The sequence below is a fragment of the Pseudomonas sp. UME65 genome, from assembly GCF_014170225.1.
GTDB classification, from domain to species: Bacteria; Pseudomonadota; Gammaproteobacteria; order Pseudomonadales; family Pseudomonadaceae; genus Aquipseudomonas; species Aquipseudomonas protegens.
The window spans coordinates 1-13,343 of record NZ_LZZQ01000004.1 but is presented as its reverse complement, the minus strand read 5'-3'; the positions used below and the strand labels follow the sequence as shown (position 1 = coordinate 13,343).

At 58.9% G+C, this 13,343-nt stretch carries 10 protein-coding genes; 1 reads left to right on the top strand and 9 read right to left on the bottom strand.

The genetic code is table 11. The features are described 5' to 3' along the window. Positions 1 to 140: 140 nt before the first annotated feature. The 9 genes from sucD to sdhC form a co-directional block, all read right to left on the bottom strand. Positions 141 to 1,022 carry a succinate--CoA ligase subunit alpha gene (gene sucD / locus A9971_RS01060; RefSeq protein ID WP_003223019.1) on the bottom strand — a complete coding sequence of 294 codons (882 nt, stop codon included), beginning with the start codon at positions 1,020 to 1,022 and terminating at the stop codon, positions 141 to 143. Continuing rightward, positions 1,022 to 2,188 (bottom strand): ADP-forming succinate--CoA ligase subunit beta, encoded by a 1,167-nt coding sequence (gene sucC / locus A9971_RS01055; RefSeq protein ID WP_009047768.1) that lies wholly within the window; start codon positions 2,186 to 2,188, stop codon positions 1,022 to 1,024. Before sucC ends, sucD begins: the two co-directional genes overlap by 1 nt. Before the next feature lie 230 nt (positions 2,189 to 2,418). Next, complete coding sequence (gene lpdA, locus A9971_RS01050) at positions 2,419 to 3,855, bottom strand: dihydrolipoyl dehydrogenase (protein WP_011060054.1); 1,437 nt, start codon at positions 3,853 to 3,855, stop codon at positions 2,419 to 2,421. Between the two features lie 100 nt (positions 3,856 to 3,955). Further along, entirely contained in the window at positions 3,956 to 5,185 is a 1,230-nt protein-coding gene (gene odhB, locus A9971_RS01045; RefSeq protein ID WP_015634666.1) for a 2-oxoglutarate dehydrogenase complex dihydrolipoyllysine-residue succinyltransferase, read from the bottom strand. A gap of 42 nt (positions 5,186 to 5,227) precedes the next feature. Then, positions 5,228 to 8,059 (bottom strand): 2-oxoglutarate dehydrogenase E1 component, encoded by a 2,832-nt coding sequence (locus A9971_RS01040; RefSeq protein ID WP_011060052.1) that lies wholly within the window; start codon positions 8,057 to 8,059, stop codon positions 5,228 to 5,230. A gap of 263 nt (positions 8,060 to 8,322) precedes the next feature. Continuing rightward, a complete protein-coding gene (locus A9971_RS01035) occupies positions 8,323 to 9,027 on the bottom strand; it encodes a succinate dehydrogenase iron-sulfur subunit (RefSeq protein ID WP_011060051.1) in 705 nt (234 codons plus the stop codon). A gap of 12 nt (positions 9,028 to 9,039) precedes the next feature. Next, positions 9,040 to 10,812: a succinate dehydrogenase flavoprotein subunit gene (gene sdhA, locus A9971_RS01030; protein WP_011060050.1), complete on the bottom strand. Its 1,773-nt coding sequence runs from the start codon at positions 10,810 to 10,812 to the stop codon at positions 9,040 to 9,042. Positions 10,813 to 10,815: 3 nt separating this feature from the next. Further along, positions 10,816 to 11,184: a succinate dehydrogenase, hydrophobic membrane anchor protein gene (gene sdhD, locus A9971_RS01025; protein ID WP_011060049.1), complete on the bottom strand. Its 369-nt coding sequence runs from the start codon at positions 11,182 to 11,184 to the stop codon at positions 10,816 to 10,818. Then, complete coding sequence (gene sdhC, locus A9971_RS01020; RefSeq protein ID WP_015634665.1) at positions 11,178 to 11,564, bottom strand: succinate dehydrogenase, cytochrome b556 subunit; 387 nt, start codon at positions 11,562 to 11,564, stop codon at positions 11,178 to 11,180. Before sdhC ends, sdhD begins: the two co-directional genes overlap by 7 nt. Before the next feature lie 350 nt (positions 11,565 to 11,914). On the opposite strand from sdhC, the gene gltA reads away from it, so the two are divergent. Beyond that, positions 11,915 to 13,204, top strand: a complete 1,290-nt coding sequence (gene gltA, locus A9971_RS01015) for a citrate synthase (protein ID WP_011060047.1) — start codon at positions 11,915 to 11,917, stop codon at positions 13,202 to 13,204. Positions 13,205 to 13,343: the final 139 nt, after the last annotated feature.

Sequence of the window (13,343 nt, the reverse complement as noted above, 5' to 3'; positions counted from 1 at the left end):
GATATGCGACAGAATGATGTCGCATTTTTGAAATTATATTTCCCCCAGGCTCTGTGCAGGATGCAGGTCTCCTACGGCAGAAAGCACAAAGGCCACCCGAAGGTGGCCTTTGCTGGTTTTGCGTCAGCTAAGCGCGAGGCTTACTTGACAGCCCAACCGGTCAGCTCGGCCAGGGCCTTGCCGATGTCTGCCAGCGAACGCACGGTTTTCACGCCTGCATCTTGCAGAGCAGCGAATTTCTCGTCTGCAGTGCCTTTGCCGCCAGAGATGATTGCGCCAGCATGGCCCATGCGCTTGCCCGGAGGAGCAGTCACACCAGCGATGTAGGAAACAACCGGCTTGGTCACGTGAGCCTTGATGTAGGCAGCCGCTTCTTCTTCAGCCGAACCGCCGATCTCACCGATCATCACGATCGCTTCGGTCTTCGGGTCTTCCTGGAACAGCTTCAGGATGTCGATGAAGTTCGAACCCGGGATCGGGTCACCACCGATGCCGACACAGGTGGACTGACCGAAACCGGCGTCAGTAGTCTGCTTAACAGCTTCGTAGGTCAGGGTGCCGGAACGGGAAACGATACCGACCTTGCCTGGCAAGTGAATGTGACCTGGCATGATGCCGATCTTGCATTCGCCTGGGGTGATCACGCCTGGGCAGTTAGGGCCGATCAGGGTAACACCCAGCTCGTCGCACTTAACCTTGGCGTCCAGCATGTCCAGGGTAGGAATGCCTTCGGTGATGCAGACGATCAGCTTGATGCCGCCGAAGGCCGCTTCCAGGATCGAGTCCTTGCAGAAAGGAGCTGGAACGTAGATCACGCTGGCGGTAGCGCCAGTGGCAGCTACAGCGTCTTTCACGGTGTTGAACACTGGCAGGCCCAGGTGCTCGGTGCCGCCTTTGCCAGGAGTTACGCCGCCAACCATCTTGGTGCCGTACTCGATGGCTTGCTGGGTGTGGAAACTACCTTGCGAACCGGTAATGCCCTGGCAGATAACTTTGGTGTCTTTATTGATCAGGACGCTCATTATTTGCCCTCCGCAGCTTTGACAACTTGTTGAGCAGCGTCGGTCAGGCTGGTAGCAGCGATGATGTTCAAGCCGCTTTCTGCCAGTACTTTAGCGCCCAGTTCAGCGTTGTTGCCTTCAAGGCGAACAACAACCGGGATTTTCACGCCGACTTCTTTCACGGCGCCGATGATGCCTTCGGCAATCATGTCGCAACGAACGATGCCGCCGAAGATGTTGACCAGTACTGCAGCGACGTTGGTGTCGGACAGGATGATCTTGAAGGCTTCGGTCACGCGCTCTTTGGTAGCACCACCACCTACGTCGAGGAAGTTGGCTGGCTTGCCGCCGTGCAGGTTGACGATGTCCATGGTACCCATGGCCAGGCCGGCACCGTTGACCATGCAGCCGATGTTGCCTTCCAGAGCTACGTAGTTCAGTTCGAACTTGGCAGCGTGGGCTTCGCGCGGATCGTCCTGGGACGGATCGTGGAAGGTTTTCAGCTTAGGCTGACGGTACATGGCATTGGCGTCGATGTTGATCTTCGCGTCCAGGCAGTGCAGATCGCCGTCGGCCTTGATCACCAGCGGGTTCACTTCCAGCAGGGCCAGATCGTGATCCTGGAACAGTTTGGCCAGACCTACGAAGATCTTGGCGAACTGGGCAACTTGCTTGCCTTCCAGCCCCAGTTGGAAAGCCAGCTCGCGACCCTGGAATGGCTGAGCGCCAACCAGTGGATCGATAGTGGCCTTGAGAATTTTTTCTGGAGTGTCGTGAGCGATTTTCTCGATGTCCACGCCACCTTCGGTGGAAGCCATGAACACGATGCGACGGCTCGAACGGTCAACGACAGCGCCCAGGTACAGCTCTTTAGCGATATCAGTGCACGATTCAACCAGGATCTTGGTGACAGGCTGGCCATTGGCGTCAGTCTGATAGGTCACCAGACGCTTGCCCAACCACTGCTGAGCGAATGCCTTAGCGTCTTCTTTGCTGCGAACCAGCTTAACGCCGCCCGCTTTACCGCGACCACCGGCGTGAACCTGGGCTTTGACAACCCACTCGGAGCCGCCGATTTTGTCGCAAGCTTCTGCTGCTTCTTCCGGGGTGTCTACCGCGTAGCCTTTGGATACTGGCAGGCCGTATTCAGCGAACAGCTGCTTACCCTGATACTCGTGAAGATTCATGCTTTTTACCGTCTTCGTTAGGTACTGCGCATTCGGCGCTGCGCTCAAGATTGAGTGCCGCACCACCTGTGACCGCTACTCTCAAAACCAGCGCCACACCTGAACCCGGAGCCTGGGCCCCGGTCCAGTGTGTGGCGCTACCTCGAGAGGTCGAGTCCAGCGGATATTCCGCGGTGAGTCTTGCGCACAAGGCTCACGACGGGCCAACCGCCGTGGTTTCTTATTATTGCTTAGCGTTTCTTGCGGTTGGCAATGTGGATGGCAGTGCCATTCACAGCCAGAGCTGCTTCGTGCAGGGCTTCGGACAGGGTCGGATGGGAGAAAACCATCATGCCCAGGTCTTCGGCGCTGGTGCCGAATTCCATGCCGATCGCACCTTGCTGAACCAGTTCCGCAGCGCTTGGGCCAATCACGTGGACGCCCAATACGCGGTCAGTCTTGGCATCGGCGATGACTTTGACGAAACCACCGGTGTCGTTGGCTGCCATGGCACGGCCGCTGGCGGCAAACGGAAAGGTGCCGACGTTAACTTCAACGCCTTCAGCTTTCAAGGCCTGCTCGGTTTTACCGACCCATGCAATTTCCGGGTGAGTATAGATAACCGAAGGGATCAGGTCATAGTTCATCTGGGCTTTGTGGCCCTTGATGCGCTCGGCAACCATGATGCCCTCTTCCGAGGCCTTGTGAGCCAGCATCATGCCGCGCACCACGTCACCGATGGCGTAGACGCCCGGTACGGTGGTAGCGCAATGATCGTCAACGTGCACGAAACCGCGCTCGTCGAGGGTCACGCCGCAATCGGCGGCCAGCAGGTCGGTGGTCACCGGGCGGCGACCAACGGCAACGATCAGCTTGTCGAAAGTGATGGTCTGCTCGCCATTGGCGTCGGTGTAGGTGACCACGACTTCTTCGCCGTTGACCTTGGAGCCGGTCACGCGAGCGCCCAGCTTGATGTCCAGGCCTTGCTTGGTCAGGGTTTTCAGCGCTTCCTTGGAAACAGCGGTGTCGGCTGCCATCAGGAAGGTGTCCAGGGCTTCCAGGACAGTCACTTGCGCACCCAGGCGCGACCATACCGAACCCAGTTCCAGGCCGATGACGCCAGCGCCGATCACGCCCAGGCGTTTTGGTACGGATTGGAATTCCAGAGCGCCGGTGGAATCGACGATCACATTCTGGTCGACCGGAGCCGGTGGAATGTCGATCGGACGCGAGCCTGGAGCCAGGATCACGTTTTCGGCTTCGATCACTTCAACCGAACCGTCAGGCTTGGTGACTTCGACTTTCTTGCCGGCCAGCAGTTTGCCGTGGCCCTGGATCGAAGTGACGCCATTGGCCTTGAACAGGGTGGCAACACCGCTGGTCAGGCCTTTGACGATATTGGCCTTGCGACCCACCATGGCTGGTACGTCCATGGTCACGCCAGCGTGGTTGATACCGTGGATGGCAAAACCGTCCTGGGCTTCGTGGAATTTCCAGGAGCTGTCCAGCAGCGCCTTGGAAGGAATGCAACCGACGTTCAGGCAAGTACCACCGAGGGCCAGCTTGCCCTCTTTATCGGTGTACTTCTCGATGCAAGCGGTGGTGAAACCGAGTTGTGCGGCCTTGATTGCGGCGACATAACCGCCTGGGCCCGCGCCAATCACTACCACGTCGAATTTCTGAGTCATAAAAGGTTCCTTTTAACGGCAAGCTAGAAGCTGCAGCCGCAAGCTTGAAGCCTCTTGCCCTGGGGCGCGAAGCTTCCCGCTTGCAGCATGCAGCTGCTTTTTAGATGTCCAGGAGCAGACGAGCCGGGTCTTCCAGCAGGTTCTTGATGGTCACCAGGAACGTCACGGCTTCTTTACCGTCGATCAGGCGGTGATCGTAGGACAGCGCCAGGTACATCATCGGACGGATGACCACTTGACCGTTGATCGCCATAGGACGCTGCAGAATGTTGTGCATGCCCAGGATCGCGGCTTGTGGCGGGTTGACGATCGGGGTCGACATCATCGAACCGAAAGTACCACCGTTGGTGATGGTGAAAGTACCACCGGTCATCTCTTCCATCGACAGCTTGCCGTCACGGGCCTTCTTGCCGAAGGTGGCGATGCCGCCTTCGATTTCGGCCAGGCTCATCAGTTCGGCGTTACGCAGAACAGGAACCACCAGGCCACGGTCGCTGGAGACCGCAACACCGATGTCGGCATAGCCGTGGTAGACGATGTCGGAACCGTCGATCGAGGCGTTGACAGCCGGGAAGCGCTTCAGGGCTTCGGTGGCGGCCTTGACGAAGAACGACATGAAGCCCAGGCGTACGCCATTGTGGGACTTCTCGAACAGATCCTTGTACTTCGAACGCAGGGCCATGACTTCAGTCATGTCGACTTCGTTGAAGGTGGTCAGCATCGCCATGTTCGACTGGGCTTCAACCAGACGCTCGGCAACCTTGGCACGCAGGCGGGTCATAGGCACGCGCTTCTCGACGCGATCACCGGCAGCGAAGACCGGAGCAGCAGCGGCAGGAGCCGGAGCCTTGGCAGGCGCGGCAGCCGGAGCGGCTTTCTTCGCGGCAACAGCAGCGACCACGTCTTCCTTGGTCACACGGCCGCCTTTGCCGGTACCGGCAACGGAAGCGATGTTGATACCGTTTTCTTCAGCCAGCTTGCGCGCGGCAGGAGCAGCGATTGGATCGTCTTCGCCATCGGCAGCAGCCGGGGCAGCAGCGGCGGCGGCCGGAGCGGCGGCGGCAGCAGGAGCAGCGGCAGCGGCAGCAGCGCCGCCTTCAACGATGGAGCCCAGGACTTCGTCGGACAGAACGGTGTCGCCTTCGTTCTTGACGATAGCGCCCAGCACGCCGTCAGCGGTGGCCAGAACTTCCAGCACGACCTTGTCGGTCTCGATGTCAACGATCAGCTCGTCACGCTTGACGGCGTCGCCCGGTTGCTTGTGCCAGGTGGCAACGGTGCCATCGGCAACCGATTCCGGGAAAGTGGGGGCTTTGATCTCGATAGCCATTATCTGTGGTTCCTTAAATTCGGTTTCAGGTGCGCGAAGGCGTTAAACAGTAAAGGCATCTTGCAGCAGTTTTTCCTGCTGCTCAGCGTGCATCGATGCATAACCACAAGCTGGAGCAGCAGAAGCGTCACGGCCCGCGTACTCGAGTACGAGCGACTTGTTGTGACCGCTGATGATGCGACGCATGTGATGCTGGCTGCAGTACCAGGCACCCTGGTTCATCGGCTCTTCCTGACACCAAACGATGTGTTTGACGTTTTTGTACGGAGCCAGGACTTCGATCAGGTCGTCCTCAGGGAATGGGTACAGCTGCTCGATACGCACGATGGCGATGTCGTCACGACCTTCGGCACGGCGTTTTTCCAACAGGTCGTAGTAGACCTTGCCGCTACACAGAATGATGCGACCCACGTCTTTTGGATCCTGGGCATCGATTTCCGGGATAACGGTCTGGAACGAACCTTCCGCCAGATCTTCCAGGGTCGAGATGGCCAGTTTATGACGCAGCAGGGATTTCGGTGTCAGCACGACCAGCGGCTTGCGCAGCGGACGAATCACCTGGCGACGCAGCAAGTGGTAGATCTGAGCCGGCGTGGTCGGTACGCATACCTGGATGTTGTGCTCGGCGCACAGCTGCAGGTAACGCTCCAGACGAGCCGAGGAGTGCTCGGGACCCTGACCTTCATAACCGTGTGGCAGCAGCATGGTCAGACCGCAGAGACGGCCCCACTTGTGCTCGCCGCTGGTGATGAACTGGTCGATCACCACTTGGGCACCGTTGGCGAAGTCGCCGAACTGGGCTTCCCAGATCACCAGCGCGTTAGGCGTGGTGGTGGAGTAGCCGTATTCGAACGCCAGTACGGCTTCTTCGGACAGGAACGAATCGTACAGGTCGAAACGTGGCTGGCCTTCGTACAGGTGCTGCAACGGGATGTAGGTGCCGGCGTCCTTCTGGTTGTGCAACACCGCATGGCGGTGCGAGAAGGTGCCGCGGCCGATGTCCTGGCCGGTCATGCGAATCGGGTGACCTTCGAACGCCAGGGTCGCGTACGCCATGGTTTCAGCATAACCCCAGTTGATCGGCAGGCCGCCGGCTTGCATCTTCTGACGGTCTTCGTAGATCTTCGCGACCTGACGCTGAACCACGAAGCCTTCCGGCAGCTCCAGCAGCTTGGCGGACAGTTCCTGAAGAGTCTTGAGGTCGAAGGTGGTGTCGTGACGCGCGGTCCAGGTATGGCCCAGGTACGGACGCCAGTCCACGAACAACTCTTTGTTCGGTTCCTTGACCAGGCTCTTGACCACGTGCAGACCGTTGTCCAGCGCGTTGCGGTATTCGTCGACTTTCGCCTGAACACGCTCTGCGTCGAGCACACCGCCCTGGGTCAGGCGATCGGCATACAGTTCACGGGTGGTGCGCTGCTTGGCGATCTGCTGATACATCAGTGGCTGGGTGCCGCTTGGCTCGTCGGCCTCGTTGTGGCCGCGACGACGGTAGCAGACCAGGTCGATCACCACGTCGCGCTTGTACTGCATGCGGTAGTCGATGGCCAGCTGGGTCACGAACAACACGGCTTCCGGATCATCACCATTCACATGGAGGATCGGGGCCTGGATCATCTTCGCAACGTCGGTGGCGTACTCGGTGGAGCGCGAGTCCAGCGGGTTGCTGATGGTGAAACCGACCTGGTTGTTGATCACGATGTGCACAGTGCCGCCGGTACGGAAACCGCGGGTCTGGGACATCTGGAAGGTTTCCATCACCACGCCCTGGCCGGCGAACGCCGCGTCACCGTGGATCGAGATCGGCAGAACCTTGTCGCCGGTCTGGTCGTTGCGACGGTCCTGACGAGCGCGCACCGAACCTTCGACCACTGGAGAAACGATTTCCAGGTGGGACGGGTTGAACGCCATCGCCAGGTGAACTTCGCCACCGGTGGTCATGACGTTGGACGAGAAGCCCTGGTGGTATTTAACGTCACCGGAACCCAGCTCGACCTTCTTCTTGCCTTCGAACTCGTCGAACAGCTCGCGCGGGTTCTTGCCGAAGGTGTTGACCAGCACGTTCAGACGGCCACGGTGGGCCATGCCGATAACCACTTCCTTGGTGCCGTAGGAACCGGAACGCTGGATCAGCTCGTCGAGCATCGGAATCAGGCTCTCGCCGCCTTCCAGACCGAAACGCTTGGTGCCCGGGTATTTGGTACCCAGGTATTTTTCCAGGCCTTCAGCCGCAGTGACGCGCTCGAGCAGGTGGCTCTTGATGTCGGCGGAATAGGTCGGACGGCCGCGCACGCTTTCCAGACGCTGCTGGAACCACTGACGCTGCTCGGAATCGGTGATGTGCGTGAATTCAGCGCCAATGGTGCGGCAATATGTCTGCTGCAACGCTTCGTGAATTTCGCGTAGGCTCGCTTCCTCTTTGCCGATGAACAGGTCGCCGGCACGGAAGGTCGTATCAAGATCGGCATTGGTCAAGCCGTAATGATTGATCGACAGGTCTGCAGGTGCAGGACGCTGCCACAGCCCCAGCGGGTCCAGCTGGGCTGCCTGGTGGCCACGCATCCGATAGGCCTGGATCAATCGCAGCACTTCAACTTGCTTCTTCTCGTGCTCACTGCTCACGCTACCGGCGGATACCGGTTGGGCGCGGCGCTGGTTCTTTGCCAGCAAGACGAAATGATCGCGGATTGTCGAGTGCGAAACATCGATGGCAGTGCTGCCGTCGGTAGGCAACTTCTGAAAGTAAGTGCGCCACTCTTCTGGCACAGCGTTAGGGTCGTGCAGGTAGAGCTCGTAGAGCTCTTCCACATAGGCAGCGTTACTACCGGATAGGTAGGCGCTGTTCCACATGCGCTGCATCACGCTTTCTTGCATGCTTGGTCACCCTCGGTTAGGGGAACACCACCGGCGACGACACCGAGCAAGCTTGCAGAAGTCCGAATGCAGCGACCAAAACAAGCCACTTAGGATCACGCTGATAGTCCGGGTACCAGCCCGGATGCCCCTGCTTGTCTCATTTCTTCAAAATATAGAGCAGCCACTTTGTGAGCTGCTGCTCAGGTTAGAGCCATGACGCGGGTTGAAGCCCGCGCCGTGGCTTTTACGGGTACAGCGGTCCTACGGGTACAACAGCTGAATCACACGCCACTCTGCAGCAGCATGTTACGAATGTGACCGATGGCCTTAGTCGGGTTCAGGCCCTTCGGACAAACGTTGACGCAGTTCATGATGCCCCGGCAGCGGAATACGCTGAACGGGTCGTCCAGGGAAGCCAGACGCTCGGACGTCTTGGTGTCACGGCTGTCTGCCAGGAAGCGGTAGGCTTGCAGCAGGGCAGCTGGACCCAGGAACTTGTCCGGGTTCCACCAGAAGGACGGGCAAGAGGTCGAGCAGCAAGCGCACAGGATGCACTCGTACAGACCGTCGAGCTTCTCGCGCTCTTCCGGGGACTGCAGACGTTCGATGGCCGGAGCCGGCGTATCGTTCTGCAGGAATGGCTTCACCTTCTCGTATTGCTTGTAGAAGATGCTCATATCGACGACCAGGTCACGGATAACCGGCAGACCTGGCAGCGGGCGAACAACCAGCTTGTTCTTCTTGACCACGGCAGACAGCGGCGTGATGCACGCCAGACCGTTCTTGCCGTTGATGTTCATGCCATCGGAACCGCAAACGCCTTCACGGCAGGAACGACGGTAGGAAAAACCTTCGTCCTGCTCTTTGATCAGGGCCAGCACGTCCAGCACCATCAAGTCCTTGCCACCGGTGTCTACCTGGAAAACCTGGGTTTTCGGAGCCGAGTCGGTGTCAGGGTTGTAACGATAAACTTCAACTTGCAACATATCGATCACCCTTTAGTAAGTCCGGACTTTTGGTTCGAAAGTCGGAACAGTCTTCGGCGAGAAGTTGACCGCACGCTTGGCAACGCGCTTCTCACCCGGGAAGTACAGGGTGTGGCACAGCCAGTTTTCGTCGTCACGGTCTTCGAAGTCTTCACGGGCGTGAGCGCCGCGGGACTCTTTGCGCACTTCGGCAGCGATGGCAGTGGCTTCGGCCACTTCCAGCAGGTTCTGCAGCTCAAGTGCTTCGATACGCGCAGTGTTGAAAGCTTGAGACTTGTCGTTGATCTTGACGTTGGCGATACGCTCGCGCAGGTCAGCCAGCTGAGCGATACCCTTCTGCATGTATTCGCCGGTACGGAATACACCGAAGTAGTTCTGCATGCAGTTCTGCAGCTCGCGACGCAGGGTTGCAACGTCTTCACCGGTGGTGCGCTCGTTGAGCTTGGCCAGGCGGTTCAGGGCAACATCAACGTCGGTGTCGCTGGCGTCGCGGTATTCGATACCGTCGGTCAGCGCTTTTTCCAGGTGCAGACCGGCTGCACGGCCGAACACCACCAGGTCCAGCAGCGAGTTGCCGCCCAGACGGTTGGCGCCGTGTACCGATACGCAAGCCACTTCACCCACTGCGAACAGGCCAGGGATGATGGTGTCTTCGCCAGCGGCGTTCTGTGTGATGGCCTGGCCATGAATGTTGGTGGCAACGCCGCCCATCATGTAGTGGCAGGTTGGAACGACCGGAACCGGAGCAACCACCGGGTCAACGTGCGCAAACGTCTTGGACAGCTCGCAGATACCTGGCAGGCGGCTGTGCAGCACTTCCTCGCCCAGGTGGTCGAGCTTGAGCATCACGTGGTCGCCGTTCGGGCCACAGCCGTTGCCGGCGATGATTTCCTTGACCATGGAGCGCGCAACAACGTCGCGGCCAGCCAGGTCTTTAGCGTTCGGAGCATAACGCTCCATGAAACGCTCGCCATGCTTGTTGATCAGGTAACCACCCTCACCACGGCAACCTTCGGTTACCAGTACACCGGCGCCGGCAATGCCGGTCGGGTGGAACTGCCACATTTCGATGTCTTGCACCGGAACGCCAGCACGCAGCGCCATACCAACGCCGTCACCGGTGTTGATCAGAGCGTTGGTGGTGGAGGCGTAGATACGACCTGCACCGCCGGTGGCCAGAACGGTGGCCTTGGAGCGAATGTAGGTGGTTTCGCCGGTTTCGATGCAGATAGCGATCACGCCGACAAAGGCGCCGTCCTGGTTCTTCACCAGATCGACTGCGTACCACTCGTTGAGGAAGGTGGTGCCGGCTTTCAGGTTGCCCTGATATAGGGTGTGCAGCAGTGCGTGACCGGTACGGTCGGACGCTGCGCAGGTACGAGCAGCCTGGCCGCCCTTGCCGTAGTCCTTGGACTGACCGCCGAAAGGACGCTGGTAGATACGACCGGTTTCGGTACGGGAGAACGGCAGCCCCATGTGGTCCAGTTCGAAGACCGCAGCCGGGCCTTCCTGACACATGTATTCGATAGCGTCCTGGTCACCGATGTAGTCGGAACCCTTGACGGTATCGTACATGTGCCAGCGCCAGTCATCGTTCGGGTCCGCCGAGGCGATCGCGCAAGTGATGCCGCCCTGGGCAGACACAGTGTGCGAACGGGTCGGGAACACCTTGGTGATCACCGCAGTCTTGTGGCCGCCCTGGGCCAGCTGCAGTGCGGCACGCATGCCGGCGCCGCCGCCGCCAATGATGATGGCGTCGAAAGAAATGGTTGGAATGTTAGCCATGAATCAGATACCCCAGAGAATCTGCACACCCCAGACGAAGTAAGCGAACATCGCGACGCCGCATACTGCCTGGAAAAGGAAACGTACTGCTGTGGCCGACTTGCCCAGCGCCATCGGCGTCAGGTAGTCAGTCGAGATGGTCCACATGCCGACCCAGGCGTGAGCGCCCAGGGCCACCATGGCCAGCAGACTGAAGATACGCATCCAGTTGTTTGCGAACAGGCCATGCCACTGGGTGTAGTCAATGCCCGGATTCGCTACGAGGTATCCGATCAGGAAAATGAAATAAGCCGCGAGAACGACCGCAGACACACGCTGTGCCATCCAGTCATAAAGGCCCGAACGCGACAGGTTCGTAACGCTGGTTACCATATCCAAACTCCCGCCAGAACGATTACCACCACGGATACGGCGATAACGATTTTCGAGCCCAGCTTGCCGCCTTCCAGCGTCTCACCGATGCCCATGTCCATAATCAGATGGCGTACACCGGCCACCAAGTGATACAGCAAGGCGGACAGGAGGCCCCATGCAACGAATTTGGCCAGCGGACTGGTCAAGCACGCCTTCACCTCGGCATAGCCTTCCTCGGAGCCCAGGGATTTGCTCAATGCATAAAGCATGATGCCGATGCCCAGGAAGAGGATGATGCCGGAAACACGGTGGAGAAACGACGTAACGCCGGTGATGGGGAGTTTGATGGTCCTTAGGTCTAGGTTTACAGGTCGTTGGCTATTCACGGCTTTTTTCACACTGAAGAGCCCCTAACAATCAGGGCAAAGTTGTTGGGGAGTGCACTGGTCAGGCAACCACTACCCAGGGAGTGCGACCCCCAGCAAAGCGGGCCCAGAAGCCTACGGAGGTCGGTGGCCGAGTATAGACAGTTAGGCTACTAATGACAACGCAAAGACCTTCCCCTAATAGCTGATTGCGTTAGCGTTATAAAAGGCGTAAATGGCGCTGAATTTCGCGAAAAAATCCCTCCCAAAGCCTTCTGGGACAAGACTTTAGGCAAATTGACATTCGGATTTATCTCACTATAGTGGTGCGGGCCCTGCGTGGGGGGTCTGTCTGATGATTTCAAGCATAAATAGGAGGCCACATGGCTGACAAAAAAGCGCAGTTGATCATCGAGGGCGCAGCCCCCGTCGAGCTGCCCATTTTAACCGGCACCGTTGGTCCCGATGTAATCGATGTTCGGGGTCTGACGGCCACGGGCCGCTTCACTTTTGACCCGGGTTTCATGTCGACCGCCTCCTGCGAGTCGAAAATCACCTACATCGACGGCGACAACGGCATTCTGCTGCATCGCGGCTACCCGATCGAACAGCTGGCCGAGAAATCCGACTACCTGGAAACCTGCTACCTGCTGCTCAACGGTGAATTGCCCACCGCTGAACAGAAGGCCCAGTTCGTCAGCACCGTGAAGAACCACACCATGGTTCACGAACAGCTCAAGAGCTTCTTCAACGGTTTCCGTCGCGACGCCCACCCGATGGCGGTGATGTGCGGCGTAGTCGGTGCCCTGTCGGCGTTCTACCACGACTCCCTGGACATCAATAACCCGCAGCACCGCGAAATCTCCGCCGTGCGCCTGGTGGCCAAGATGCCGACCCTGGCAGCGATGGTCTACAAGTACTCCATGGGCCAGCCGATGATGTACCCGCGCAACGACCTGTCGTACGCGGAAAACTTCCTGCACATGATGTTCAACACCCCGTGCGAGATCAAACCGATCAGCCCGGTACTGGCCAAGGCAATGGACCGGATCTTCATCCTCCATGCCGACCACGAACAGAACGCCTCGACGTCCACCGTGCGCCTGGCGGGCTCCTCGGGTGCCAACCCGTTCGCCTGTATCGCTGCCGGTATCGCTGCACTCTGGGGTCCGGCCCACGGCGGTGCCAACGAAGCGGTACTGACCATGCTCGACGAAATTGGCGATGTCTCGAACATCGACAAGTTCATCGCCAAGGCCAAGGACAAGAACGATCCGTTCAAGCTCATGGGCTTCGGTCACCGCGTGTACAAAAACCGCGACCCGCGCGCCACCGTGATGAAACAGACCTGCGACGAAGTACTCAAGGAACTGGGCATCAACAACGATCCGCAACTCGAACTGGCCATGCGCCTGGAAGAGATCGCCCTGACCGACCCATACTTCATCGAGCGCTCGCTGTACCCGAACGTCGACTTCTACTCGGGGATCATCCTCAAGGCGATCGGCATTCCAACCAGCATGTTCACCGTGATCTTCGCCCTGGCGCGGACCGTCGGCTGGATCTCGCACTGGAAGGAAATGCTCTCCAGCCCGTACAAGATCGGCCGTCCACGCCAGTTGTACACCGGCTACGAGTCGCGTGACATCACCAAACTGGAAGACCGCAAATAAGACCTGCCTTGCGCAAACGTCTTAGCTGCACCGGATACGGCCTCTAACAGAGGTCGTATTTGTTTCTGCCCTCCCCTCGCCCCCCCAACCCGCAGGATCCGGCCTGCCGGCGAAGAGCCCTGCTCCTCACATACGCTTT

What these genes read in the sequence shown, in the direction of transcription:
- A9971_RS01040 (WP_011060052.1), bottom strand. Translation starts at nt 8,059, where the DNA reads ATGCAAGAAAGCGTGATGCAGCGCATGTGGAACAGCGCCTACCTATCC.
- sdhD (WP_011060049.1), bottom strand. Translation starts at nt 11,184, where the DNA reads ATGGTAACCAGCGTTACGAACCTGTCGCGTTCGGGCCTTTATGACTGG.
- sucD (WP_003223019.1), bottom strand. Translation starts at nt 1,022, where the DNA reads ATGAGCGTCCTGATCAATAAAGACACCAAAGTTATCTGCCAGGGCATT.
- sucC (WP_009047768.1), bottom strand. Translation starts at nt 2,188, where the DNA reads ATGAATCTTCACGAGTATCAGGGTAAGCAGCTGTTCGCTGAATACGGC.
- gltA (WP_011060047.1), top strand. Translation starts at nt 11,915, where the DNA reads ATGGCTGACAAAAAAGCGCAGTTGATCATCGAGGGCGCAGCCCCCGTC.
- A9971_RS01035 (WP_011060051.1), bottom strand. Translation starts at nt 9,027, where the DNA reads ATGTTGCAAGTTGAAGTTTATCGTTACAACCCTGACACCGACTCGGCT.
- lpdA (WP_011060054.1), bottom strand. Translation starts at nt 3,855, where the DNA reads ATGACTCAGAAATTCGACGTGGTAGTGATTGGCGCGGGCCCAGGCGGT.
- odhB (WP_015634666.1), bottom strand. Translation starts at nt 5,185, where the DNA reads ATGGCTATCGAGATCAAAGCCCCCACTTTCCCGGAATCGGTTGCCGAT.
- sdhA (WP_011060050.1), bottom strand. Translation starts at nt 10,812, where the DNA reads ATGGCTAACATTCCAACCATTTCTTTCGACGCCATCATCATTGGCGGC.